General features: G+C 70.9%; 18 protein-coding genes. 2 read left to right on the forward strand and 16 right to left on the reverse strand.

Annotated features, from left to right (window positions below; translation table 11 throughout):
* Positions 1 to 95: 95 nt before the first annotated feature.
* The 3 genes from ACFYT4_RS02360 to ACFYT4_RS02370 all read right to left on the reverse strand — a co-directional run bounded on the left by ACFYT4_RS02360 (position 96) and on the right by ACFYT4_RS02370 (position 3,364).
* Positions 96 to 1,019 carry a LysR family transcriptional regulator gene (locus tag ACFYT4_RS02360; RefSeq protein WP_389264432.1) on the reverse strand — a complete coding sequence of 308 codons (924 nt, stop codon included), beginning with the start codon at positions 1,017 to 1,019 and terminating at the stop codon, positions 96 to 98.
* A 9-nt stretch (positions 1,020 to 1,028) separates the two neighbouring features.
* Positions 1,029 to 2,384 carry a diaminopimelate decarboxylase gene (gene lysA / locus ACFYT4_RS02365; protein ID WP_389264434.1) on the reverse strand — a complete coding sequence of 452 codons (1,356 nt, stop codon included), beginning with the start codon at positions 2,382 to 2,384 and terminating at the stop codon, positions 1,029 to 1,031.
* 122 nt (positions 2,385 to 2,506) lie between these two features.
* Complete coding sequence (locus tag ACFYT4_RS02370) at positions 2,507 to 3,364, reverse strand: helix-turn-helix domain-containing protein (RefSeq protein ID WP_389264436.1); 858 nt, start codon at positions 3,362 to 3,364, stop codon at positions 2,507 to 2,509.
* Positions 3,365 to 3,624: 260 nt separating this feature from the next.
* On the opposite strand from ACFYT4_RS02370, the gene ACFYT4_RS02375 reads away from it, so the two are divergent.
* Together ACFYT4_RS02375 and ACFYT4_RS02380 are read left to right on the forward strand one after the other, a co-directional pair.
* Positions 3,625 to 3,999 (forward strand): hypothetical protein, encoded by a 375-nt coding sequence (locus tag ACFYT4_RS02375; RefSeq protein WP_389264438.1) that lies wholly within the window; start codon positions 3,625 to 3,627, stop codon positions 3,997 to 3,999.
* A gap of 817 nt (positions 4,000 to 4,816) precedes the next feature.
* Positions 4,817 to 7,180, forward strand: coding sequence for a beta strand repeat-containing protein (locus ACFYT4_RS02380; protein WP_389264440.1), 2,364 nt, complete (start codon positions 4,817 to 4,819; stop codon positions 7,178 to 7,180).
* 113 nt (positions 7,181 to 7,293) lie between these two features.
* Here ACFYT4_RS02380 and ACFYT4_RS02385 read toward each other — a convergent pair whose 3' ends face one another.
* Genes ACFYT4_RS02385 through ACFYT4_RS02445 form a run of 13 tightly spaced genes read right to left on the reverse strand, consistent with a single transcriptional unit; the run spans position 7,294 to position 24,756 of the window.
* Positions 7,294 to 9,375 (reverse strand): WD40 repeat domain-containing protein, encoded by a 2,082-nt coding sequence (locus ACFYT4_RS02385; RefSeq protein WP_389264442.1) that lies wholly within the window; start codon positions 9,373 to 9,375, stop codon positions 7,294 to 7,296.
* Complete coding sequence (locus ACFYT4_RS02390; RefSeq protein ID WP_389264444.1) at positions 9,372 to 11,996, reverse strand: choice-of-anchor X domain-containing protein; 2,625 nt, start codon at positions 11,994 to 11,996, stop codon at positions 9,372 to 9,374. Before ACFYT4_RS02390 ends, ACFYT4_RS02385 begins: the two co-directional genes overlap by 4 nt.
* A 41-nt stretch (positions 11,997 to 12,037) precedes the next feature.
* Positions 12,038 to 13,948 (reverse strand): DUF6519 domain-containing protein, encoded by a 1,911-nt coding sequence (locus ACFYT4_RS02395; RefSeq protein WP_389264445.1) that lies wholly within the window; start codon positions 13,946 to 13,948, stop codon positions 12,038 to 12,040.
* 19 nt (positions 13,949 to 13,967) lie between these two features.
* Positions 13,968 to 14,513 carry a hypothetical protein gene (locus ACFYT4_RS02400; RefSeq protein WP_389264447.1) on the reverse strand — a complete coding sequence of 182 codons (546 nt, stop codon included), beginning with the start codon at positions 14,511 to 14,513 and terminating at the stop codon, positions 13,968 to 13,970.
* Positions 14,514 to 14,528: 15 nt separating this feature from the next.
* Entirely contained in the window at positions 14,529 to 17,597 is a 3,069-nt protein-coding gene (locus ACFYT4_RS02405; protein ID WP_389264449.1) for a hypothetical protein, read from the reverse strand.
* On the reverse strand, positions 17,594 to 19,156 hold the full coding sequence (locus ACFYT4_RS02410) for a baseplate J/gp47 family protein (RefSeq protein WP_389264451.1): 1,563 nt from the start codon (positions 19,154 to 19,156) through the stop codon (positions 17,594 to 17,596). Before ACFYT4_RS02410 ends, ACFYT4_RS02405 begins: the two co-directional genes overlap by 4 nt.
* On the reverse strand, positions 19,153 to 19,539 hold the full coding sequence (locus ACFYT4_RS02415) for a GPW/gp25 family protein (protein WP_389264453.1): 387 nt from the start codon (positions 19,537 to 19,539) through the stop codon (positions 19,153 to 19,155). The genes ACFYT4_RS02410 and ACFYT4_RS02415 overlap by 4 nt, the downstream gene beginning before the upstream one ends.
* A complete protein-coding gene (locus ACFYT4_RS02420; protein ID WP_389264455.1) occupies positions 19,536 to 19,883 on the reverse strand; it encodes a hypothetical protein in 348 nt (115 codons plus the stop codon). The genes ACFYT4_RS02415 and ACFYT4_RS02420 overlap by 4 nt, the downstream gene beginning before the upstream one ends.
* 9 nt (positions 19,884 to 19,892) lie before the next feature.
* The gene (locus tag ACFYT4_RS02425; protein ID WP_389264457.1) at positions 19,893 to 20,597 is read right to left on the reverse strand and encodes a phage baseplate assembly protein V; all 705 of its coding nucleotides are present in this window, start codon (positions 20,595 to 20,597) and stop codon (positions 19,893 to 19,895) included.
* A gap of 20 nt (positions 20,598 to 20,617) precedes the next feature.
* Positions 20,618 to 21,736 carry a phage late control D family protein gene (locus tag ACFYT4_RS02430; protein ID WP_389264459.1) on the reverse strand — a complete coding sequence of 373 codons (1,119 nt, stop codon included), beginning with the start codon at positions 21,734 to 21,736 and terminating at the stop codon, positions 20,618 to 20,620.
* A gap of 1 nt (position 21,737) precedes the next feature.
* On the reverse strand, positions 21,738 to 22,049 hold the full coding sequence (locus ACFYT4_RS02435) for a tail protein X (RefSeq protein ID WP_389264461.1): 312 nt from the start codon (positions 22,047 to 22,049) through the stop codon (positions 21,738 to 21,740).
* Positions 22,049 to 22,627, reverse strand: coding sequence for a hypothetical protein (locus ACFYT4_RS02440; protein WP_389264463.1), 579 nt, complete (start codon positions 22,625 to 22,627; stop codon positions 22,049 to 22,051). Before ACFYT4_RS02440 ends, ACFYT4_RS02435 begins: the two co-directional genes overlap by 1 nt.
* 11 nt (positions 22,628 to 22,638) lie before the next feature.
* Positions 22,639 to 24,756, reverse strand: coding sequence for a hypothetical protein (locus tag ACFYT4_RS02445; protein WP_389264465.1), 2,118 nt, complete (start codon positions 24,754 to 24,756; stop codon positions 22,639 to 22,641).
* Positions 24,757 to 24,768 lie beyond the last annotated feature (12 nt).

Genomic DNA, 24,768 nt, shown 5'->3' on the forward strand with positions numbered 1-24,768 from the left:
GGACCTGCGGTGTGCCGGGCCCGTCAATCCGGTGCGCGGACCGGCGCGTACGGCGGGGGTCGGCGTATGCGGCGGGGGCCGCACGCCCGGCGCCGTCACGCCCACTGGGTCCCCAGCAGCGCCCCGACCTCCTCGGCCGCCGCCCGCAAGTCCGTCAGAAAGGCCCGCAGCAGGGGGTTCTCGTTCGTGGGACGGGTCGCGACGCCGATCCGCCGGTGCAGCTGGGGGTGGTCGAGACGGCAGACGTGCACACCCGCGGTGTCACCGAGGCCCAGTGCGGGCACCAGGGCGATACCCATGCCCGCGCGGGCGAGGTTGATGGTGACCTGGTAGTGGTCGCTGCGGCAGCGGACGCGCGGCAGGAATCCCTCGGCCGCGCAGGCGCGTTCCAGCACCGGTTCGCCGGTGTGGCTGCCGCGGGTGCCGATCCAGCTCTCGCCCTCCAGCGCGGCCAGCCGGACCACACTGCGGCGGCCGAGCCGGTGCCGCAGCGGCACCACGATCAGCTGCGGCTCGTCGAAGAACATCTCGACGTCCACGGTCGCCTGGCGGCACCACGGATCCAGCGGATGCTCGAACACGACCACGGCGTCCAGCCGTCCCGCCTCCAGATCGGGCACCAGTTCGTGCGGCTGCCCCAGGATCAGCTCCAGCTCCACATGGGGCCGGGTCGCGGCGAACGCGGCGAGGGCCCGGGGCAGCAGCTCCAGACCCGACGACGCGAAGAACCCGAGCCGCAGCACCCCGGCCTCGCCGGCCGAGTGCCCGCGCAGGTCGTCCTCCGCCACGGCCATCAGATCGGCCACGGCCTGGGCGTGCTCGGCCAGCCGCCGCCCCGCGGCCGTCAGCCGCAGACTCTGCGGGGCCCGCTCCACCAGCGCCACCCCGACCTCCTGCTCCAGCCGCGCGAGCTGGTGGGAGATCGCCGAGGGGCTCAGATGCAGCGCTTGGGCCGCCGCCACGATGGTGCCCTTGCGGGCGATCTCCAGCAGGACGAGCAGACGCGCACTGTTCAGCATCGCGCCAGGTTAGGCGGTGGCGGGCTGCCGGGCCGCCACCAGGTCGGCGGAGTCGGCCCGGGCCGCCCCGGGGCCCGGGTCCGCCGGTTCGGTGACATCCAGCCGCAGCAGGTCCTCCTCGTTCTCGCGGCGTACGACGACACGGGCGTCGCCGTCGCGCACGAAGACCACGGCGGGTCGCGGCAGCTTGTTGTAGTTGGAGGCCATGGCGTAGCCGTAGGCACCGGTGACCGGGGTCGCGAGCAGATCGGACACCCGCAGATCCGCGGGCAGGGCGGCGTCGTCGATGATCACGTCGCCGCTCTCGCAGTGCTTGCCCACCACCCGGGCGCGCAGCGGGCGGGGCGCGCGGGGATCGCGCGGCAGGAAGGCCTCGTAGCGGCTGGCGTACAGGGCGGGGCGCAGATTGTCGCTCATCCCGCCGTCGACGCTGACATACGTCCGTACGCCCTCGATCCGCTTGATCGTACCGACCCGGTAGAGGGTCATACCGGCGCGGGCCACGATCGAACGGCCGGGCTCGACGGTCAGTTCGCCGGTCCAGCCCGCGCCGCGCGCGGCCGTGCGCACCCGGGCGGCCCAGTCGGCCATCGACGGGACGGACTGCCCCGCCTCGTACGCGACGCCGAGCCCGCCTCCCACGGTGAGCCCGCGCACCCCGCTCTCGACGGCGAACCGGGCGACGGCGCCCGCGCCCTCGGCGAGCTCGGCCGCGTCCAGCACCTGGGAACCCACATGGGCGTGGACCCCCTCCAGGACCATGGCCCGGGACTCCCCCGCCCGCCGGACGGCCGCCGCGGCGACACCGCCGGCGAGCCCGAAGCCGAACTTGGAGTCGCTGCCCCCGGTACGGATGGCCTGGTGCGCCCCGGCGGCGACACCGGGCGCCACCCGCAGCTTCACCGGCACCGGGGGCAGCCCTTCCGCCGCGTGCAGCCGCTCGATCCTGTCCATCTCGTCGAAGCTGTCGACCACGACGTGCCGGACGCCCGCGGCGACCGCCGTCCGGAGCTCGGCGTCGTCCTTGTTGTTGCCGTGCAGCACGATCCGCCCGCCCGGTACCCCCGCCCGCAGCGCCACCCGCAGCTCCCCGCCGGACGCGACGTCCAGCAGCAGTCCTTCCTCGTGGGCGAGCCGGGCCATCGCCGTGCACAGGAACGCCTTGGAGGCGTAGGCGACGCTGTCCGCGCCGAAGGCGGCGACGGCCTCCCGGCACCGCCGGCGCAGATGCTCCTCGTCGTAGACGAACAGCGGTGTTCCGAACCTGCGCCCCAGCTCGACGAGCGGAATCCCGCCGACGGCCAGCCCCTGGGGACCGTCCTGGGCGGTGAGGGGCAGCAGGTCCGGAGTGATGGCGCTTGACATGGTTCCTCCCCGTGGCCGGTTGCACAGCCATCCTCGGCCCTGGGAGGGGGAGACAAAAGCGCATTCTTCCGTGGGTGAGCCTCAGGAATCCCGTCGCTCGGAGCCCGTCGGACGCCCGGTCGTCACGTCTCCTCGCGGATGGCCGACAGGACGGCCCGGGTCTTCCGCGGCGATGTCGCCCTGACGATCATCTGGTCGAGGACCTCCCGGTAGACGCTGATCTCGTCCGGTCCTTCGATGTAGGCCGAGCGGGTCAGGCTCTCGCAGTAGAGGACATCGGGAAAGTCGATGCCGTCGAACCGGAAGAGGGCGAAGGGGCCGTAGGCGCCGGGGTGGGCTCCTCCGCGGAACTCCGCGATCTGCAGGGCGACGTTCGGCAGATCGCAGGCTTCCATGAGCCGGTCGATCTGGGCCCGCATCACCTCGGGGCCGCCGACGGGCCTGCGCAGCACGGTCTCGTCCATGACGACCCACAGCCGTGGCGCGTCCTGCCGGGTGAGAACGAGCTGCCGTTCCAGGCGGAGGGCGGTGCGCCGGTCCAGTTCCTCCCGCTCGACGCGGGGGAAGCCGAGCCGCAGGACGGAGCGGGCGTAGTCCTCGGTCTGGAGAAGTCCCGGGACGAAGTGCGGTTCATAGGTACGGATCTGGGCGGCCGAGGCCTCCAGGCTGACGTACAGGCTGAAGATGTCCGGCAGCACGTCGCGGTAGTCCTGCCACCAGCCGGAGATGTTCGCCTTTTCGCTCAGATCGAGGAAGTCCTGCTTCTCGGCGCCGTCGACGCCGTAGACCTCCAGCAGCGCCGACACCGTCACGTACTTCAGCGCGACTTCGGCGCGCTCGATCCGCGTCACCGTCGTATGGGCCAGACGCAACCGCCGTCCGACGTCCTGCGCCGTCATCCCCGCGGCCTTGCGCAGCTTCTGAAGCCGCCTGGCCAGCACCAGCTGCAGAACCGTGGGAGCGGATCGCGGCTCACTCACGGCTCGTGACGTCCCTTCCGCGGCGGCTTGTCGAGAAGCAGTCTGCCATGGAGCGGAGGGCCTGAACAGAACACACGCACGACTGTGCACCGTGCAGAGTCACGGGGCGTGTGACCCCGCGCCGGATCACCCGGGAACGGCGGTGGGTGTGTTGCTCCCACCGGAGCTGCCCCCGGGCTGGGCCGGGATACACGGCCCCTTGCCCTTCTACCGTTGCCCGCGATCCGTCTGCCGGACACGAGAGTGAGATCCTCGTGCGCGTGAGTGAATCGTGGGTGTTCAAGGACGGCGCCGCACCGGTGTCGTGCGAGGTGGCGCTGGAGACCCTCCGGACGAGGATGGCCGAGGGCGCGCTGGAGACATGGCTGACCAGTTCGCGCGGGAGGCTGCTCGCCTTCGTGACCAACACCGAGCGTGCGATGGTGATGCTGCTCGACGGCGTGGGCGATCCCGGCGAGCATGCCGTGGATCCGGGCGCCGACGGCTGGAGCGACGGCTTCGTCCTGGCCAACGGGCAGGACGACGAGTATCCGGACCATGACACCGTGCCGATCGAGGAGGCGTTCCGGATCGTCGCGGGCGTCCTCACCACGGGCGCCCCGCCCTCCGATGCGGCCTGGGTGGTCGACCGCTGAGCCCGTGGGTGCCGCCGTCATCGTGACCGCGCCGGGCACCTGGATCACCGGGGCACTCATCACGTGGCTGAGCGGCACCCCGAGCACCGCCACCCGGTCAGTGACGCCACCGGACGGCCCGCCACCAGCGCGAACACCACCGGGAGTCGGCCAATTCCTCCGTCGGACACCGGCTCACGCAGCAACTGTCTCCCGGCCGCCGCGGTGCGCACTCCTCCCGCACGCATCGCGGCCGTCCCAGCTCCTGACGGATCGTGCCGTCGGCAGCCGGATCGGGGCGCGGCGGTCCGCTCGTCGACGCCGCCTACGGGGCCCATCCGTGCCGGTACGTTCCCCAACCCCGGGGCCTACATCAACAGCTGGAAACTCACCTTCTGACCCTGATGACCGGGATACGGCCACCACCCGCGGGCCGGGCGGTTCCGGCGGCGGCACGGCACGGGCGCGTGGCCTCACGCGCCCCTGCGCCGACCACGTGCCCGGTTGTACCGGGCCGCGGCCTCGTCCGCCGGGCCGCGGGACATACCCCGCTTCTCCTCACTCTGCCCTCCCCGGTACCGCCCCGCACGCCGGCCGGCTTCCCGGCCGTCGTGCCCGCCCCGGACGGACGGGTCCCGTCGTACCGGCGTGCCCGATTCACCCCATCGGCTTACCATCACAGAAGGAGCGCATCCTGTCCGGTCCGGCCGAGCCGGCCGATCGACAGGACCTCGACATCGCTCCCCTCGCTGTCGTGCCCGCCCGGGCGGCCACGACGTGGTGGGGGTCGAGCCACGCCGGATTCATCCATGAGCGCCCAACAGGATGGGAGCGAGCCATGGTAGTCAAGCCGCCGCAGTCGCAGGACGGTTCCAGCGGATACAACCCGGGCCAGGAAGTTCCCGAGATCAAGTTCGGTGTCTGGGGCGACAGTTCACGGGGCAGCGGAGTCATCGGCAGCTCCAGCCTGGCCGGAACGAACGCCGCGGGAACGGTGACCGCCGGAGCCCCGGGGGTCCTGGGGCTCAACCACCAGTTCCAGGGCGTCGGTGTGTTCGGCAGGGCCGACGCGGAGACCGGGACGGGGTTGCTGGGGACCAGCAAGCTCGGTACGGGGGTGACCGGCAGGAGCGGCGGCACGCGTCCGGGCGTGGTGGGAGCGGGCACACAGGGGCCGGGGGTGACGGGGACGAGCGGCGGCGACGTGGGTGTCGCCGGGTTCGGCGGGGGCGACAAGGCCGGTGTGGCGGGAACGGGCGATCAGGGCCCGGGGGTGATGGGCACAAGCAGCGGGAACGCGGGCGTGCTGGGACAAGGCGGCGGCAGCAACCCCGGCGTCCTCGGCACCGGAACCAACGGACCAGGCGTCAGCGGCACCAGCACCGGCGGGCCCGGCGTCACCGGCACAGGCGGCGGCACCAACCCCGGCATCCAGGGCACCGGAACCAACGGACCCGGCATCAAAGCAACCAGCGCCCAAGGCACCGGACTCTGGGCCACCACCACCAACTCCAGCCCGGCCGTCAAAGCCGAAGCCACCGACTCACCCGCCATCAAAGCCACCAGCACCGGCGGGGACGGCGTCTGGGCCAGAGCCAGCAGCGTCTATTCCGGCGTCCTCGGCACCGGCACAGGCGGGCCCGGCATCACCGGAACCAGCACCAGCGCGGCCGGTGTCAGCGGCACCAGCACCGGCGGGCCCGGCGTCACCGGCACAGGCGGCGGCACCAACCCCGGCATCCTCGGCAGCGGCACCAACGGACCAGGTATCTCCGGTTCCAGCACATCGGGCCCGGGCATCACCGGAACCAGCAGCTCAGGCCCGGGCGTCAGAGCCACCAGCAGCCAGAGCAGCGGGCTGTGGGCCACCACCGCCAACACCAGCCCCGCCATCAAGGCCGACGCCACCAACGCCCCCGGCATCACCACCACCAGCACCCAGGGCCCCGGCATCACCGCCACAGGCGGCGGCAGCTCCCCCGGTGTCTCCGGCACCGCCACCAACGGACCGGGCGTCACCGGAACCAGCACCGGAAACACCGGAATACTCGGACAAGGCAACGGCAACAACCCCGGAATCACCGGCACCGGCACCACCGGACCCGGCATCAAAGCCACCAGCACCCAAGGCCCCGGCATCACCGCCACAGGCGGCTCAACCAACCCCGGCGTCCTCGGCACGGGCACCAACGGCCCGGGCATCAGCGGAACCAGCAGCGGAAGCGCCGGCATACTCGGACAAGGCAGCGGCGACTTCGCCGGAGTCGCCGGCAACTGTTCCAGCGGACCCGGGGTCAACGGGTCCAGTTTCAGTGGACCCGGGGTCAGAGCGTCCAGCGGTCGGAGCTTCGGGGTCCTGGCCACAACAGGCGGGGACAACTTCACCGCCGCCGTCAAGGGCGAAGCCACCGGATACAGCCCCGGCGTGGAGGGCATCAGCCGGAACGCCGTGGCCGTGAACGCGGTGAGCGTGAACTACATCGGCATGATCGCCCAGGGCGGCAACGGCTATCAAGCCATGCAGGCTTTGGGCGGGATCGCCCCTGGAGTCATGGGCTTCAGCGACCAGCACACCGGTGTGTGGGGTCAGTGCACCCCGGGAATCGGAGTTTTCGGCCGTGGGGCTCGCGGGGTCGTTGCCGAGGGTGGTGCTCTCGCGGCGGAACTCTTCGGCGATGTCTATGTGGGCGAAAGGCTCATGTACGGCGGCGCCGGATTCACGATCGACCATCCCCTCGACCCCGAGGGCCGGTGCCTCGAACACTCCGTCGTGGAGTCGTCGGAGCGCAAGAACATCTATGACGGCACGGCGAGTCTCGACGATGAGGGCCGGGCCGTGGTCGAACTGCCCGAGTGGTTCGAAGAGCTCAACGAGGACTTCCGCTACCAGCTCACGGCCGTCGGTGGGCCCGCCCCCGATCTGCATGTGAGCCGTCCCCTCGCCGACAAGTACTTCGTGATCGCCGGTGGCCCCCCGGAGCTGGAGGTGTGCTGGCAGATCACCGGCGTACGGCACGATGCCTGGTCCCGCGTCCACCGGCTCGCCGGGGACCGGGGGAAGACATCCGAGGAGAAGGGCCGCTATCTCCATCCGGAGGTCCACGGCAAGCCCGCCGAGCTCGGCCGGCGGGCCGCGAGCCTTCCCGAGGAACCTCCCCCGTACGAAGAGATGGGGCCCGACAGCCCGGCGCCGGGGTACTGATCAGCAGCCTTCACGCACCTCCTGGCCGGCTGGGGCTTTCGTCCGGATCAGGCTGGGGCGGGGAGCGGGGTCCGCTGCTGTGGGTCCCCGCCCGCGCCGTACGAACGCTGCCGTCATGAACCCGGCACGGCGGCCAGGACGCGGGCGATGCCGTCGTCGCAGCCGGTGGCGATCCACTTTCCGTCGGAGCTGAACACCACGGCTCCCACCGGCCCGCCGTGTGCGAGCACCAGCCCCTCGGCACCGGTGAGCGTGTCGTGGATCCGGGCCACGCCTTCCGCGCTCGCCGTCGCCAGCCACGCCCCGTCCGGGCTGAAGGCGACCGCCCGCACCGCACCGTCGTGTTCGAGCTGGAGGAGCTCGGAGCCGTCGTCCATGTCGAACAGGCGCGCCGTACCGTCCTCGCTGCCCGTCGCCAGCAGTCGGTCATGGGTGAACGCGACGGCCCGTACCGCTCCCCCATGGCTGAGCCGGAATCGCTCGCCACCGGTTGCCGTGGTGAAGACCCGGGCCGTGCCGTCGGCGCTCGCGGTCGCCAGGAGCGCTCCGTCGGGGCTGAAGACGACCGCCCGCACCGGTCCCTCGTGGGCCAGCTCCACGAGTTCGGCGCCGGTCTGGGCGTCGAAGATCCGGGCAGTGCCGTCCGCGCAACCGGTGGCCAGCCGCTTGCTGTCCGCGGAGTGGGCGACCGACGCCACCTCACCGTTGTGGACCAGTCGGAAGCGCTGTCCGCCCGTCGCGACCTTGAACACCCGGGCCGTGCCGTCGGCGCTGCCGGTCGCCAGCGACAGCCCGTCCGCGCTGAACGCGACGGCCGAGACAGGGCCGTCGTGGCGCAGTTGTTTCTCCTGCGCGCCGTCCTCGGGTCCGTGGAGCAGGACGAGGCCGTTTCTGTCGCCACTGGCCAGGGCGCCCTGCCGGGAATAGGCCACGGCGAGCACGGGGCTGTCGTGCGTATGACGGTGGTCCTCGACCGCGCTGTCGGCGTCGAAGACACGGGCCGTCCCGTCCGTGCTGGCGGTCGCCACCCGCTGTCCGTCCAGGCTGAAGGCGACGGCGTTCACCGGGCCGCCGTGCACGAGCCGACTCCGTTCCTGGTCCACGTCGGGGTCGTACACCCGGGCGGCCCCGTCGTAGCCGAGGGAGGTGGCGACCAGCTTGCCGTCCGGGCTGAACGCCACCGACGAGGTATTGCCCAGCAGACAGAGCTTGTTGCCGTTCTCCGCGTCGAACACGACCCCGCCGGGCTCCGCGCCCGGCGGAGGGGACGCGATGATGCCCGAGGACGAGGTGGCGATTCTGCGGTCGTCCGGGCTCAACGAGACGTGGTACACCTCGAACCCGTGTGTCACCCGGCATCGTTCCACCCCGGTGGTCGTGTTGATCACCCGGACGGTGTAGTCCCGGGAGCCCGTCACCGCCCAGACACCGTCCCGGGTGAACTGGACCGTCTGTGCCTGTTCCGTGGCGTCGGCGGCCGAGACCAGCTGTGTCCGCAGCGCTCCGTTGCCCGCGTCCAGCACGGCGACGCTTCCGTCGCTGCACGCGGTCGCGAGCCAGAGCCCGTCCCTGCTCCACGCCACGGCGTTCACGAAGCCCGTCTGCGCGGCGCGGCACAGCTGAGTGCCCGTCCCGGAGTCGAACACCCTCAGGTCGCCGTAGTTGACGGTCCCGTAGTTCGTGCCGATACCGACCGCCAGTCTGCCCGACCCGGAATCCGGGCTCCACGCCACCCGGCGCACCGGATACCAGGGCAGCCGTTCGGCGGGCAGCGGCAGCAGCAGTGCGCCGGTGGCGGCGTTGAACACCAGGGCGGCATCGTCCGAGGCGGTCGCCAGGCGGGTGCTGTCCGAGCTCCACGCCAGATGGAACACCCTCACATCGACGTCGCCGCTGCTCATGGGCCCCTGCACCATGCGGCAGCGTTCGGCGCCGGTAGCCGCGTTGATGACCACGGCTCTCCGCTCGTCGTATCCGGCCGCCACCCACTGACCGTCCGGGCTGAAGGCGAGGAGGTTCGGGGTCTCGTCACTGGTGTACCGGCAGCGCTCCTCGCCCGTACGGCCGTTGAAGACCCGTACGGAGCGATCGCCGAAGTAGGTCGCGACCCACCGGCTGTCCGGACTCCAGGAGACGTTGCCCACGCCTCGGTCGGGGACTCTGTGCGAACTGATCAGCCGTGCCATCCGTGTCATGCGCTGCTCCTCGACTCGCTCCGGTGTCCGGTGTCGACCGGCGGCAGTTCCACTCCCCTGACCGTGATGGACACGGTGTTGGGCGTCCCCTTCTCGCAGTCCAGGACTCGGCTGTACCCGCCGTCGTAGCGGCTGAGGACGGTACCGCCGTCCCGGCACGGATAGCGGACTCCGTGCGGGTCGGGTTCCCCGTCGTTCTCTGTCGTCTGCTGGAAGGGGCAGTTGCTGGATCTGAAGATCACGTCCGTCGGCCGGAAGGGGCCGAGGAATTCACCGTTGCGGTCCCTGGGCCAGACCGTGATCCGGGTACGCGGGCCCTGCCCGGAGGTGACCTCGTCCACGCGCACCTCGCAGTGGTCCGGGTCGGGCGTGACGCCGACCCATCTGGAGACGGTCAGCACCCGGGAGAAGGCGCTGCCGTCGGGGGTCTCGCCCCAGACGACCACACGCCAGGTGTAGGTGCCTTCCTTGTCCAGCTCCGTATATCGGTTGGCGAAGCTGCCGTCGCCCGCCTCGCCGTCGTGGTGCGCTCCGTCGTCGAACAGTTCGTTCGTACCGTCCTCGAAGATCGAGCCCGGTTCGACGACGGGCAGTCCGTCCTCCCACCCGTACCGTCTCAGCAGGTCCGTCAGCATCTGTGCCTTGGGGGCGTGCGGATCGGTACCGCTCGGCTGCGAGGGCTGGTACTCGCTCCCGTTGACGGACAGGAAGGTGCCCAGTGACTCTCCCGGGCGGGCCAGTTCGGCGGTGACGCTCGCCGAGGTGACGGGCCCGTCGGCCGCCGCGACACGAGCGGTGATGACCATCGGGTCCCCGGTGCCGTACGTCTCCCGGTCGAATACGACGTCGACGGCGACGGGCAGGTCGACGAAGACCAGGAGGTCGGTGGCGGGCAGGGGCAAGGGGTCACCATTGACGTCCAGATGCCTGATCCGCCACTCGGTGGCGGGTACGGAGTCCTCGCCGCCGAACAGCGCGGCGAGGTCGGCCGTGGTGAAGCCGTGGGTCGGACACCGCTTGACGTCCATGGCGACGGTGGTGAACGCGCCGCCGGAGCCCGGATCGCGCCAGGCGAGTTCGACGGTGTCCTGGGGGTCCGACCACAGCACGGCGACCGCGAGCCGGCCCACACGCGGTTCGAGTGTGACGAGGCGCTCCTCCGGCCCGGCGCCGGGTGCGGTCGGTACGCGCTCGGCGCCCTGGGAGAAGGAGACCGTCTGCGCCAGGGCGTCCAGGACCTCCGGCCCGGTCGAGACCTTCCGGTACACCCCCTTCGACTGGGTGGCCAGCGCGTCGAGAACATCCTCCTGGACGGTCGCCCCCAGTCCGATCGTGTAGAGCGACAGCCGCTGGTTCACCCGCTGGCGTGCCGCACCGGTCTGCCGGGCGACCGAGAACAGCTGGATCCCGGACACCCCGGCGGGCAGCGGGGTGCTGGGCGACACCCGTACGGAGCCGCTGTTCTCGTATCCGTCCGTGAGCAGGACGACGGTGTACCGGGCATCGGCCTGGCCCGGCATCAGGGCCAGGTCGTCGATGCCCCGGACCAGTCCGTCGCCGATGGGCGTACACGACCCGGCGGACCCGAAGTTCACCTGGCAGATCGACGCCTCGGCGGAACCGATGTCGGAGGCCGCGAGGACGGGCTGGATCAGTGGATCGGCCACCGGGTGCCAGGTGGCGGAGGTGTCCTCGAACACCAGCTGTTCGATCCGGTCGTCGGGACAGGCGCCCCGGCGTACGGCCGTATAGAGGTTGCCGAGGATCTGGGCGGCGGTCCTGGCGTGGTCCCAGCGGTCGCCGCTCATGCTGCCCGAGCGGTCGAGGACCAGGGCGAGATGCTGCGGCCGGGGGCGGATGATCAGCGGCAGGGGGGCGGAGGTGGTGTGGAGCATTCCGGCCGGGCCCGCGCAGCCGGTCTCGAACCACACCTCCTCGGTGATCTCGATGCTTCTCGGGACGTTCACGTACGGCGTGGGGAACACGGCCTGGGGCGCGGCCGAGCACGAGGGGAATCCGGGGATCGGCACCTCCCCGGTGGCGCTCCACCGGTACGCGGGTGCGGGTGCGGGACCGCCGACGACGGTGGGCCGGGCCGCGGTGCCCGTCGCGAGGTCGGCGGCCAGGGTCACCCCGTCACCCTCACTCACCGCTCCGCCCACGAGCGTCGGGGCGCTGGCGGTGAAGCCGGCCACCGGGTCACACATGAGCCGGGTGACCGTGAGATCGCCGGGGTCGTTGTCCGGCTGGGTGAACTGCCACATCGGCTGAGGGGTGTCCGCTTGGGCCCGGACGGACCACACCTCCCTCGCGGCCGCGGCCGCGGTGGCCCTCAGCTCGACCCCCAGCACGGTGTCCGTGCCGTCCGCCACCGCTTCGGCATGGACCCGGCGGCCGGGGAACGTCGTGTTGTCCCCGATCGGCCCGGGCAGCAGCGGGAGCGACGTGGCGCCCTGGATCAGGGTCACCCGCGCGTCCGCGGTGGCCGGGAGGCGTACCGTGAAGGCGGAGACCACCGCGGTGCTCATGTCCAGGCGGAGATCGGCGACCAGACCCTTCGAGTCGTGGACGGTGTAGACCGGCGATCCGGTGGTGGCGGGGCTGATGCTCGGCACGGCCATCGTTCTTCTCCTTTCTCTCCCGGCGATCTCCCACAGCCTCGCTACACGGCCGTGACGAGCCGCTTGTAGTAGACGTTGGGGGTGCCGGACCGGACACTGGTCCAGAAGATCCAGATGGTGTTGTCCGGGGCGATCAGCGTGAACGGGGCGACGTCGTCGCCCGGGGTGGTGGTGAGCTGCCGGACACCGCCCCAGCCGCCGCTGACCGGATCGCGCCGCATCACGAAGAGGTCGCCCTCGCCGACCTGCCCCCGGCTCCAGAACAGCCAGACCCCGCCGTCCGGGTCCTCCACGGCGCAGGGACTGCGCACCTTGGCTCCTGCGGAGTCGGCGAGCACGACGATGTTCTCCTCCTCCCAGTCGGTGCCGTGGAATCTGACCGCGTGCAGATTCCCGCCGTTGTCCACCCAGAACAGCCAGGCGTCTCCTTCCCTGGTGGCCAGCATGAACGGGTCGTCGGCGCCGGTGGCGGGGAACTCGTGTTCGTGGTCCGACACTCCGGTGTCCGGGTTGAAGCGCATGGCCTGGACACCGTCACTGATCGCGAAGCCCGTCCAGATCTTGTTCCCCGGGTCGACGGCGGCATGGAACCCGCGGCCGGCGGCGGCGGGAGAGTCCGACAGCTTGACCGCGCCCGCGGCGTCGACCCAGGTTCTGTTGGTGTGGCGCCAGCGGCGGTAGTGCCAGCGGTTCGTCGCCGAGTGGTGGAAGAAGACCGTCGCCACCTCACCGGTCAGCGTCACGAAAGGCAGGGTCTCGTCGACACCGGACGTGTCCGCCACGGGGATCTCCGCCGTGGCGCTCAGCTGGCCCAGTGGCGCCTGCTTCATGGTGACGGAGGCCGAACCCACCAGCCCCGACCGGTAGGCGATCAGCAGTTCCCCGCCCGGCAGCGCCACCAGGTGCGGATCCACATGGGTCCCGCCCGAGGTCACCTGTTGCAGGGGGTGGGACGGGCCGACGAACCCTGCCTGGATCCCGGCCAGATCGAGACGGGCGACGAAGACCTGCTCCACACCGCCCGCTTCCTCGCCGTACCAGGAGGCGACCAGCCCGCCGTTCGGCTCGATGACAAACGCGCGGTTCATGACCTGGGAGAGGTTGGAGGCGGAGACGGGGGCGTCCGGTGTGCTGGGCAGTTCCCCCCGCAGCAGGGCGTTGATCGCATTCCGCAGACTGACCGGTGGTCTGCCTTCCCCCCGGCGGTAGTCGGCCGGACTGGTGCCCAGCACATCCTGGATCAGGCTCGCCGGGGGGACGAGCAGCCGCTGCTGGCGCTGGTCGGTGACGTCGGTCGGCCGGACCTGCGGATCGTTCGCGCGCCGTTCGACGAGAGCCAGCGGGGTGTACGCGTGCTTGCCCTTGAAGTCGAGGTCCCCCTTCTTGGGCAGGTCCGTGCCGGTCCGGGCCCGGACGGCCCACTCGCGCTTGTGCCGGGCGCAGCTCTCGGTGCCCAGCCCGGCGAAGATGAGGCGGGGATCCTCGTCCGGAGTGACCAGGCGCTCCCACACGTCGAGGAAGACCAGGATCACAGGCCCGGCGACCGATTCCAGTTTCGGGATGACCGGCACGTCCCAGGCAGCCGCCAGCGCTTTCGCCGAGGCGCCCTTGTCCTCGTGAAGGTCCTGCGCCGTGTAGAGCTTGTCCGCCTCGATCATCACATCGAGACCCTCGGCCAGATACCGGCCGATCTGGTGCAGCGGGTCGGCCGCTCCGTTCACCCCGGACCGGATCTCGAAGTCGTTCGGCTGACCGGTGCCGACGATCCGGAAGCCGTCGTTGCCCTCCGGTACTCCGTCGCCCACGAACCACTTGAGGAACGCCCGCATTTCGAATTTCTGGATGTCCTCGCGTTCGTTGACGTCCGCGTCCACGATCGGGACGCCCTGTTGCAGCCTGACCCGGACGAAGCGGCGCATCGGGTCGAAGGTGTCGGCCGAGATCACGGCCATGGTGGTCTCCCTGGGGGTTTCAGAAGACGAGCCTGATGGTGCGTTTCAAGGTGCTCTCGGGGTCGCGGGGAATCGCCGGATGGGTCACGTAGTCGATCAGCACGGTGTCCGTGCCGAGGGTGCCGGCGAGACCGAATTCGCGCAGTGTGCGGTTGGGGTGGTCGTTGTCCGGCCAGGGCGGTTCATTGGGCCCCAGAGTGGCCACGATCTGGAGCTGGTTCGAGGGTGTGGCGACGACGTTGGGGCCGATGACGTAGTCGATCTGCAGCGAGCCGGCGGCGACGGTGAAGGGTTTCGGGTCGGCGAGGCGGGTGTCGGTCGGCAGGGCGGGGGGTGGTCCGGGTGGGCGGTCCCAGGTGTCGTGGCCCTGGCCGACCTGCAGTCCGGTGATGCCGTGGGTGGTGGTACTGCCCTGGACGAATCCGCACAGCAGTCGCTTGCAGTCCGCGACGATCGTGTTGCGGCGCACACCGCTGTCCCAGGTGACGCGCCCGGAGGGATCGAGGAGTACGTCCCGGTACTCGCCGGTGAGTGTTTCGGTGGGGGATCTTCCGCTCGTGGTCATGCCCGTTTCCTCCGGTCAGCTGGGCGGCGGGTACCAGGTCCGCCGCCGGAAGGTGGTGAGGTCGTCCGGTCGTACCGACGTGTGTCCGGCCTTGGTGGCGAGCAGCGTCACCCAGTCGGGCAGGGCCGCCTCGGTGGTCTCGCCGGGGGCGGGGACGAACTCGACGTAGGGGTAGTCGTCGTCGTACTTCTCTTTGATGTCGCGGCCCGGCGGGTAGACGTACTCGATCCTCGGCCGGGGGGTGAAGACCAGCACGGCGCGGGTACCGATCGGCAGGAACTTCTCCAGCAGGGGCCGGAGTTGCTCCTCCAGTTGTCCCGACAGCGGGTCGTCCGGCACCAGGGGGCTGAGGAAGAGGGCAAGGGTGCCCCGGGTGTAGAGGTCCGCGTTGTCCAGGTACTCGCCGAACTGCGCGCCGCGCGGTTTGCACGGGGTGTAGGCGAGCATGTCGTCCCACTGTCTGCGCCGTCCGTTGCGGTCCGCGGCGGCCCGGACGACGGTGGTGCTGCCGGCGTACCGCCGCAGGGTGCCTGTGTCGGGTGCCCGTACGCCGGCGAGGGGGGCGGTCATCGCGTTCGCGGGGGCCGGCCGGGAGGTCACCCGGTTGTCCGCGGGAGGCAGCGGGCGGGTGGCCAGGCCGGACAGCGCGACGCCCCGGTCGCTGCGGAACAGCAGCCAGTCGGCCTGCTTCCCGGGCACTCTGAACGGGACGGGGGTCCGGTCCCGGGCGGGCCCGGAGAGCACCGGGGTCGCGGGTGCCCCGGCCGTCCCGCCCGGCGAGATGTCGATGAACCACACGCCCGAACCACCGGGGCGGTCGGAGCTGAAGTACACCCGCAGGTCTCCGCCGGGCAGCAGGACCGGCATCGGCTCACGGTCGGCCGAGCTGTCCGGAGCGTCCAGGGCCATGGTCACGTATTGCTCCGGACCCCAGTCGCCCGTGCCCGGGTCCAGCACCCGGTACATGAGCGTCCATACGTTGTCGATGGTGCCGGTCCCCTGGCGCCTGGACCAGAACAGCCACAGCTGGTCGCCGGTGGCGCCGGGGACGACGACCGCGGACGGTTCCCGGTCGCCGCCGCCGTCGCTCGGGAAGACGTACGGGGCGCTCCAGGCGGTGCCGTCCCACCGGGCGGTCACGGTCCTCCAGCGGCCTTCGTCGTGCGCCGACCAGAACAGCCGTACGTGCCCGGGGCCGTCCGCCACTGCGAAGGGCTCCGCCACCCGTCCCGGGGCGGCGGCGGTCACATCCCGGGAGGCCGACCACTCGGGGTCGTCGCCCCACGTCCCGGTGGCCGAGGCATTGGAGCGGTCAAAGCCCAGTGCCTCCGCCGCGTCGGAGGTGTCCAGTTCGATCTCCAGCCGCTGGTCGCCGCCGTCGGCCGGGGTGATGAGCCGGAGGGATCCGTCGGCCGTGACGGTCACCGTGATCCCGGTGAGCCTCGCCGACAGCACGGCCTTCACCTCGGCCTCGGTGGCCCTGTTCGGGTCGACGAAGTCGTCCGCGGTGAAGCGCACCCCCTGCCGGTGCCGCCCGGACCGGACCACCAGACGGGATCCGGGGCGGATGGTGTAGTGACCGGCATGCCCGCTCTCCAGGATCGCGGGTCCCGGTTGCCGGGGTGCCGCCTTCGCGTACCGCAGGCGGGAGTCGGCGGTACCCGGCCGGTCCACCCACGCCAGGAAGAGTGTGCCGCCGGATGCGGGCAGTTCCGCGCCGGCGGGATCCCCGGCCGGTCCGGAACCGGTGGGCACGGCGCTCGACTCGCTCCAGGACCCCTGCCGGAAGGTCTTCATCCGGATGGCTCCGGGGCCGCCCGGCACCTCTGTGGTCTCGTAGCACAGCCGTGGCCGGTCGGAGCCGAACACGCTCAGCCGGCCGCCGGGGGCTCCTTCCAGTGTCACCAGGTCGGCGCGGGACTCCTCCACGCGGACGGCGGAGCGCGTGCCCACCATGTTGGAGGTGAGGACCAGCTTCCCGGACGGGTGGGCGACGGCGGTCACCTCCGACAGGGTCCGGCCGAGTACGGAGGCGACCTCGTGGGCGGTCGCGGCCGTGATGTCCTCGAAGTCGTCGGGCGCGAAGACCACCTTGGTGGGAACGCGGTCGTCCGCGGTGACCGTGAGGTGGGTCCCCGGACGCAGCGGGAAGGGGCCGACGGTGTCGCCGGTCAGCTGTGCGGCGACGCCCTCGGCCCCTGCGGCGCTCGCACCCGCCCGGAATCCCAGCAGCGGTCCCGCGTCGTCGGTGCCGCGCCATCCCTGGGGGCGGGCGGCGACGGCGAACACATGGTATTCGGGCGCGGAGTTGGAGCGCGCGATCGACTGGGCCATCTCGGCGACCTGCACATACCAGCGGGTGTAGCGGTTCACGATGGCCCGCAGATTGGGCACGGTCCCGACACCGCGGTACAGATGGGGAGCCGCCGCGATCTCGTTGCGCCGGACACTCACCGGAACGGTCTGGTTCAGTTCCCAGCCGATCATCCGGGCGAGCGCGGTGAGGAACTCGGGACGTGCGGTGTCCGGGTCGTGCAGATGGGCGAGCCCTTCCGCGAGACTGCGGGTCAGATCGAGCGCGGAGCCGGCCACGGAGAGAAACCGGTACAGCTGTCCGCGGTCGCGGAGCCCGGCGGGCAGCCGGTCGAGCGCGGACGCGATCGACGGCTCGCCGCCGAGGTCCGCCGCGGACAGCGGCAGATCCAGACGACGGTGTACGGCGGGCAGCATCCGGTAGAGGGCGTCCCCGAGGCGGTACTCCGCGGTGGTGGCGAAGGCGGCGGCGCACGCCCCCTCGTCGGCGGTGACATCCGGCGGGGTGCCCGAGGTCACGGTGAAGACGGTGTAGTAGTGCGTGGTCAGCGGCCGGGCCCCGTGATCGGAGACGGAGGAGACCACCGGTCCCTGGTAAACGACGTCTCCGTCGTCCGGGTCGAGGGGGAAGGTGCGTTCGCGGCGTACGATCCGGATCCCGGCGAACGGCCGCCCGGCGGCGAACTCCGCCGCCGGCGGGTTGCGCCAGGACAGGTCGATCCGCCCACCCGTCAGATGCGGGACGGCACGGACGGCCCTGACGGCCCTCATGGTGTGCCGCCGGCGTCGGACGGAATGCCGCCCTCGATGATCGTGAAGATCGCCGGCCGGTCCGTGAGGTCGAAGTCGGACACGCCCAGGGGGCCTTCCCGGTAGCCGGCCCGGGGCAGTTCATGGGGCTCCGGGACGATCACGCCGGAGGGTTCCACCCGGGGGTTGGTGACGATGTCGGCGGGCAGCACGGGATCACGTCCGAACTTGAACACGGTCAGGGACAGCACCTGCTCCAGTTCCTGCAGCAGGTCGTAGACCCGGCTCAGATAGATCCGCCCGCCGAAGTCGACGTTGTCGAAGGCCAGATAGGAGACGATGGTGTCCTCGACGGCCCGTTGGACGGCGGACCGGGCGAAGTAGGGCTGTGCCCAGATCCTCGCGCCGAGGTAGACGTCGCACGGGGACGGGCCCACGAGGGAGAGATTGACCGACGCCATCCGGTGCTGTTCGAAGTGCGCCAGCAGATCGCGCTTCAGCAACTCGGACGGCTGAGCGACACGTCCGGTGGGTGCCACATACAGGGTGATGTCGTTCCAGCTGGTCGCCACGGCCCTGACCTTGCCGACCCCGGGGACCCGCCGTGCCAGATCGATGTGGTCGTCGAGTGTGACCGCCCGGTCCTGCGCCCGGAAGAGCCGGGGCGCGAGCGAGCGGGCACGGTCCAGGTCCTCGGCCGCGGTGCCGCCCGCAGCCGCCTTCGGATTGACCGCCTGCTTGATGGTCGGCCAGCTCGGGGCGAACGACAGATTCGGCCCCACGTTTCCCTCCGGACCGCCCCCGATCCGGTAGCCGGCCGTGATCCGTACGGGTGAGACGTCGTCCGCGCTCGGCGGGGCCATGCCGTTGACGCCGTCGCCGAACCGGATGACGGCACGTCCCGACGCGTCGCGTCTGCTCATGAAGTGCCGGTCGGCCGGGGTGCTGGCGGCCAGCGTGGGCACCTCGGTCCAGCGGGTCGGGCCCCCGGGCTCGCTGACCGTCACGACGATGGAGTCCTGGATCACCGGTCGCTTCTCCAGCGGGTAGACCTGGTTGCCGCTGCCGTCGGAGACACCCACCGGTTCGTCGGCGACGGTGAGCCCTTCGACGGCGACCAGCGGGTGGAACCGCCGGAGCCCGTCGGAGTCCGCGGGCGGCAGTGCCTTGATCTGCACGTCCGCGGGGGTCTCGTACGTGAGCTGTGTCCGGCCGGGCTCGGCGAGGGTGAAGCGGGTACGGGCGGGGACCGTGAGGGGCAGGCCGACACTCTCCTCGAAGGCGATCTCCAGGTCGACGGTGGCCGGTGCCGGCGGCAGGGGTTCGTAACCGATGAGCCGCAGGAGCTGGAGCAGGGCCCCGGGTTCGTCGGAGGTCTCCGGCAGCAGGTTGGCGGCGATACGCGTCTGGTAGTAGAGAGTGAGGTCGGCGGCGTAGGCGAACAGCTCGATGAGCAGCACACCGAGATCGTTCTCGCTCTGGTCGGTCCACTCCGGGAGGCGTTCGCGGGCGAGTTCCAGCATCGCGGTCCGCAGCGCGTCGAAGCCGATGTTGGTGTAGTCGATCGGCGCTCCGGTCACGGCCGCTCCTCCGGTGGCCGCAGCGGAAGGGTGAGCCTGCGTACGGTGTCCAGCGAGGCGACGGTGTACTCGATGGTGACGGTCAGTTCGCCGCCCGCCGGCGACAGCTCCAGCGGGGCGGTCAGCCGTACCTCGGGCAGATGGCGGCGCAGCGACCGCTCGATGTCATGGCGTAACAGAGCGTGCATCGCCGCGGTGTTGGGTTCCTGGAGCCGTTGGCCGATTCCGGCGCCGTACGCGCGCATCATGACCCGGTCACCGGTGCGGCTGGTCAGCAGATGGCGGAGGTCGGCGTCGATCTTCTCGCCGTACTCGGCCCGCTCGGTCCCGCCGCCGGGCCGGATCCGGAAGGGAAAGCGCAGCCCCATCAGCCGGGCGCTCATGCGATCCGCACATTCAGCCGGGCCGGGGCCCCGGAGGGCGCGGGTACGGCGGCGAGAGCGGCTTTCAGGGCGGCCTCGGGCGCCGTGACCGCGGCCCAGGTGTCGATGGCCGCGGTCACCCCGTCGATCCAGGTCTGCACCTCGGTGACCCACTGCCAGAAGGCGGTGTCGCAGGCCGGGTCGGACGACGCGTCCGCGTTGACGGTGAGGGTGCGGTAGACGGCCAGCCCGAGGGCCCCGAGGTTGGCCTGGACCTGCGCGAGGTCGACGTTGTCCCCGGCGATGGGGCGCATGGCCTCCACGAATTCCCCGGCGGTGACGGTCTGGTCGGGTCCGAGTCCCATGGCTGCTCCTCAGGCCGTCACTTGGGTGTTGGTGGTCACGGTCATGATCACGGGCGCGCCCAGGTTGCCGATGCCGGAGTCGCCCACCCGGATCACCGGGCTGGTCCCCGCGCCGAGCCTGACGGTCGTGCCCGCCTCCACCGTGGCGGCGCTGAGCTTGATCACCGAGCCCTTGACCTCCACCGTGCCCGCACCGCCGTCGACCTTGGTGCCGGCGGAGGTCATGTCGATGGCGGCGCCGCTCGCCAGCTCGGCCCGGATGCCCTGCGAGGTGATCGTGATGCGGTGCCCGGCCTTTCCCTCCTTGAGCGTGATGCCGTCGGCGTCGAGGGTCACGGTGTGCTGGTGCACCCCGTCGCTGATGCGGATCTTCTCCTGACCGCCCTTGTCGTCGAGGAGCAGGACGTGCCCGGTGGCCGATCGCATCACCCGGAAGTGCGGGGGGTTCGCCCGCGCCTCGGCGGGCCACTCCCCGGACACGTACTGGATGCCGCTCCACAGCGCCAGTCCCGGGTCCCCGCCCTCGAATTCGACCCAGACCTTGGCCCCGTTCTCCGGTACGAAGTGGTAGCCGTACGGCAGCGCCGGGCGGGCCGACATGAGTTCGTCGGGCGGGAACACGGCCGGCACGGACACCTTCACCTGGCCGAGATTCGTGTCGTCGCGGTTGTCCTTCACGATCCCCGTGTACTTCCCGAAGTACTGGTCCGGCATTTCCTCCTCCTTTCGCTCTTTCAGCGCACGCACTTGAAATCGGTCTTGTATCCTCCGCCGTCGACTTTGTGCGTCACCGAGGACACGTACCATTCGCCGTTGAACCGGTCGTTGACACCGTGCACGATCACATGGGATTTCGCGCGGAGCCAGATCGTGCCCACCGTGCTGCCGTTCGCGGACATGCCGAGCCGGCGCGATTCCAGGGAGTCGTTGGCCGCCTCCAGGTCTCCCTTGTCCGGCACGACCAGGCCGACGGTCACGCGGCGGGCGGACAGTGTCCGCTGGAACTCGCGTTTGCGCTCCGCGCCCTTTTCGTAGAGGGCCCGCAGACGCACGCGGTCGGCTTCCCGGACCTGGGAGAGACGGGCTTCGTCCAGCTCCCACAGCACGATGTCCTCCGGTGCCTTGGGCTGGGATTCGATCTGCCGTCCCTGCTGGTCGATGTCCGTGGTTTCCTTGAGCCGGTCGATATAGCTGCTGTCGAATCCGGGTGAGAAGGTGACCAGATTGCTGTCGGGTCCTTCGCGGTAGCGCAGGACCAGTGTGTCGGGACGGCGCAGCCGCACCACACGGCGCTCGGGGATGAAGTACAGGACTTCGTTTTCCTCGTCGTCCAGCTCGACGAAGCATTTGGCGTGGTAGGTCTTGGCCAGTTCCTGGAGGAACGCCAGATCCGTCTTTCCGTCCTGGGTGATCGGGCGGCTGCTGATCAGCGGGTCGGAGCTGAGCGAGGCCTCCACCCGTGCGAAGCCGTACGGGTCGGCGACGGCGCGCACGATGTCGGTGACGGTGCGGTCGCGCCACACCTTCTTCCGTTCGACGAGTCCCATGTGGATGGACCGGTCCTCGCCCTTCAGGGAGACCGACGGCACCCCGCTGTCGGGGTAGCTCACCTCGACCTTGGTGACGGTCGCTCTGATCAGCATGGCGTGCTGGTCGGGCTCGGCGTAGCCGAGGTCGACCTCGACGCTGCTGCCCTCGAACAGGCCGTCGGCATAGACCAGCAGCGGGTCGGACAGGGAGAGGCTGACACTGTCGGCCTGCCGGTCGTCCTCGGTGACCGAGACCGATTCGACCCAGTCGGTGATGTCCTGCCCTTCGAGCCGGACCTTGATGAAGGGGACCCGGGTGCCCATGTCAGAAGTCCCTGGCCCGGGTGGTGCGGGTGGCGGGTGCCGGATTCGGCATGTTCAGCACATCGCCGGCGCGCAGGTCCAGGGGAAAGACGATCGGGTTGGCGTCGAGGATCCGCCACCACAGGCTCTCCGTGCCGTAGAAGCGCCGGGCCAGCAGATCCAGCCCTTCGCCGTCGGCCAGCCGGTACGGGCTCGCGGTGTCCTCCAGGCGCCTTTCGATACGGAGTGCGACGACCCTGCGGGTGGTGCCGTCGGGTGCGGTGACGGTCAGTGTGGGAAGTCCGGTGAAGCGGGAACCGGCCGCAGGTGTCATCAGCCCGCTCCCCTCAGCGGCGCGGGGCTGACCACGTCGTCGTACGGTGTCCGCTCGACGAGTGTCACGGCGACATCGGCCCGCAGGGGTGCCAGCCCGGGGGTGAACAGCAGCTCGGTGATGCCGATCTCGGTCACCACACAGTCGATGGCCCGGTCCCCGAAGCCGAACACGCAGTCCGGCGGGCAGACGAACCGGTCGGTGTCGGCGTACAGTCCGGCGAAGCTGCCGCCGGCGCTCGGCCAGTCGCGGTTGGCGGGCCACACCAGGGCCCGGTACTTGTTCAGCTCGGGACCGATGCCACCCTCGGGGTCCTTGCTGATCGGGATCTGGTCGTCCGCCGGGCCGGCGAAGAGTCCGTCGACCCGGACCGTGAAGCTGATCGTGCGGTCGCCGCCCTGTGTGTACTGGCGCAGTGGCAGCAGCCGGCCGGGCGCGTTCATGGTGGCGTAGCCGACGGACCGCTTGTCGGAGAGCTGGGTGGGGTTGTACTGGAACTGGATCAGGACGTCGGGCACCGAGGGGTCGGGGATCCGGCCGGACAGAAAGCCCCGCGCGGGGTTCTGGAGTGTCAGCATCGGACTCACCTTCAGGCGGGCGCCGGGGCGCGCGTTCCGGTACGGAAGTCCTGTTCGGACCGGAGCGCGCCGAGCCGCTCCTGGATCCGCTGGATGATCTCGTCGGAGAGCAGCCGGGCCGCGTCCGCCTCCAGGCGTTCGGCGTTGATGTTCACGGTGATGCCGCCCTCCACGTGGACGGACTGGTCCGGTGCGGCGGCCGCGGCGGCGGGTGCGGCCATCGCCGGGGGCAGCACGGGCCGGGCACCGGCGGCTCCCGGGCCCCCGGGGGCCGCGGCTCCCGGAGGGCCGGCGGCGGGCAGGGCGGGCGGCCCGGCGGGTACGGCGCCCGGCAGGGCACCCGGCAGCGGAGCACCCGGCAGCCCGCCGGCCGGCCCGGCCGCGGGGGTTGCGGCGGGGGCGTGGGGACCGCCCGCCGGAGGCGGTCCGGCGGCCGGGGCGGGTGCGGGTGCCGCCGCCTTGGCACGGCGTTCCTCGTCCGCCTGTCTTGCCTTGGCCACGGCCTCCTCCTGGGCCGCGATCTGCCCTTCGAGACCTCCCTTCACCGGCTTGGGGGTCAGGGTGGCGGTGACATTGATGGGGGGCACGTCCTTGGGCGGAATCAGCCGGGCCTGTACCTCCGCCTGCGGGATGAGGTTGGCGCGGGTCAGTCCGGCCAGCTGGCCCGCGGCGCTGTCGGCCAGCTGGTTGTACATGCCGAGGACACCGTTGATCAGTCCGACGAAGAAGTTCTGGACGGCGGTCCCGGCCGCGATGAAGGTGTTGATGACGCCGATCCCCGCGTTCTGCGCCGTCGCCACGATCCAGGCCCACACCTGGCCGACCAGGGCACCGAGCCCGGCGAACATCTGACCGATCGTCTGCACCTGGATGCTGATGAAGTTGGCGGCGATCAGGACCGCCAGCTTGATCTCGTCCCAGTAGGCGATGATCACGATGATGATGCCGATGACTCCGAGCATGACCGCGACGACGGCGAGCCAGGGGTTGTCGCGCAGGGCGGCGCTGACCTGGTCCCAGTAGACGATCAGGAGGACGATCGCGGCGATCAGGGCGACCACGGCGATCACCACCAGGACGATGGGGTTCATCGCCATCACGGCGTTGAAGACCGCCTGCGCCGCGGTCGCGATCTGGGTGACCCCGGAGAGCGCCTGCAGTACCTGCCCCGCCTGGCCGACGGCGCCGCCGGCCGCGCCGAGCAGGTCCATGTAGTCCTTCGTCGACTTGTTGGGCTTGTCCCAGGCCTCTCCCAGCTTGGTCACCGAGTCGTACAGCTGCGGGATCGAGGTCATCGCGGTGCCGAGAGCGGTCGCTCCCGAGGAGATCTTCTGTCCCAGGGACTCCGTCGCCTTCGCCGCCGCCTTGTCGCCCGCCTGGTCCAGCGCGGCCCCGACGCCGTCCTCCAGTTTCTTGCCGAACGTCTTCTCGGCGGGGCCGAGGTTGACGCCCAGCGCGGCGTCATGAGCGGTGTCGGCCATCTTGCCGCTCGGCCCGAAGAGCACGTCCATGGCCGGCCGGAAGTCGGGGCTGCTGCTGACCGCCCGGAGGGTGATCTTGGCCATCGGGCCGTCCGGGGCGAAGAGCACCTCGATGGCCGGCTGGAACGCCTGCTGCATGGCGTCCACGAAATGCAGCCGCTCGAAGCCCTCTTTCAGCATCGAGGGCTGAAAGCCCTCCCTGGCCATGCGCTGGAAGAGCCCTTCGAGCTGGGTCTGCACTCCTTTGACCACGTCGGGGGTCAAGGCCACGTTCTCGGTGCGCAGCGTGGTGATACGCCCGAGCGCGTTGATGAGCACGTCCCGGGTGATCTGCTCCTCGTTGAGGATCTTGTTCGAGAAGACCGTGGTCTTCTCCTCGGTGTTGGCGGCGAGGGTGTGGTTCGCCACGTCCACGGTGCGGCTCAGTTCCCGGACGCTCTCCTGGAGCTGCCCGGCGAGGTTGGCGTTGGTCTCGCTGATCGTGAGCCGGACCCGCTGCTCCAGCTGGACCTCCTGCCCCGCGATGGTCGCCCTGATGAAGTCCTCAAGCTGGAGGAGGGTGTGCGGAATGCTCCCGGACACGATCCCCTGCTCACGCACCAACTGGTTCAGCTGGCCGATGGCGGCCAGGAGTTCGTTCAGGCCCATGTCCTCACCTCC

This window comes from Streptomyces sp. NPDC004609, from assembly GCF_042873655.1.
GTDB lineage: Bacteria > Actinomycetota > Actinomycetes > Streptomycetales > Streptomycetaceae > Streptomyces.

What these genes read in the sequence shown, in the direction of transcription:
- ACFYT4_RS02430 (WP_389264459.1), bottom strand. Translation starts at nt 21,736, where the DNA reads ATGGGCACCCGGGTCCCCTTCATCAAGGTCCGGCTCGAAGGGCAGGAC.
- ACFYT4_RS02400 (WP_389264447.1), bottom strand. Translation starts at nt 14,513, where the DNA reads ATGACCACGAGCGGAAGATCCCCCACCGAAACACTCACCGGCGAGTAC.
- ACFYT4_RS02440 (WP_389264463.1), bottom strand. Translation starts at nt 22,627, where the DNA reads ATGCTGACACTCCAGAACCCCGCGCGGGGCTTTCTGTCCGGCCGGATC.
- ACFYT4_RS02360 (WP_389264432.1), bottom strand. Translation starts at nt 1,019, where the DNA reads ATGCTGAACAGTGCGCGTCTGCTCGTCCTGCTGGAGATCGCCCGCAAG.
- ACFYT4_RS02385 (WP_389264442.1), bottom strand. Translation starts at nt 9,375, where the DNA reads ATGACACGGATGGCACGGCTGATCAGTTCGCACAGAGTCCCCGACCGA.
- ACFYT4_RS02405 (WP_389264449.1), bottom strand. Translation starts at nt 17,597, where the DNA reads ATGAGGGCCGTCAGGGCCGTCCGTGCCGTCCCGCATCTGACGGGTGGG.
- ACFYT4_RS02445 (WP_389264465.1), bottom strand. Translation starts at nt 24,756, where the DNA reads ATGGGCCTGAACGAACTCCTGGCCGCCATCGGCCAGCTGAACCAGTTG.
- ACFYT4_RS02420 (WP_389264455.1), bottom strand. Translation starts at nt 19,883, where the DNA reads ATGGGACTCGGACCCGACCAGACCGTCACCGCCGGGGAATTCGTGGAG.
- ACFYT4_RS02435 (WP_389264461.1), bottom strand. Translation starts at nt 22,049, where the DNA reads ATGACACCTGCGGCCGGTTCCCGCTTCACCGGACTTCCCACACTGACC.
- ACFYT4_RS02415 (WP_389264453.1), bottom strand. Translation starts at nt 19,539, where the DNA reads ATGAGCGCCCGGCTGATGGGGCTGCGCTTTCCCTTCCGGATCCGGCCC.
- ACFYT4_RS02390 (WP_389264444.1), bottom strand. Translation starts at nt 11,996, where the DNA reads ATGGCCGTGCCGAGCATCAGCCCCGCCACCACCGGATCGCCGGTCTAC.
- lysA (WP_389264434.1), bottom strand. Translation starts at nt 2,384, where the DNA reads ATGTCAAGCGCCATCACTCCGGACCTGCTGCCCCTCACCGCCCAGGAC.
- ACFYT4_RS02380 (WP_389264440.1), top strand. Translation starts at nt 4,817, where the DNA reads ATGGTAGTCAAGCCGCCGCAGTCGCAGGACGGTTCCAGCGGATACAAC.
- ACFYT4_RS02425 (WP_389264457.1), bottom strand. Translation starts at nt 20,597, where the DNA reads ATGCCGGACCAGTACTTCGGGAAGTACACGGGGATCGTGAAGGACAAC.
- ACFYT4_RS02395 (WP_389264445.1), bottom strand. Translation starts at nt 13,948, where the DNA reads ATGGCCGTGATCTCGGCCGACACCTTCGACCCGATGCGCCGCTTCGTC.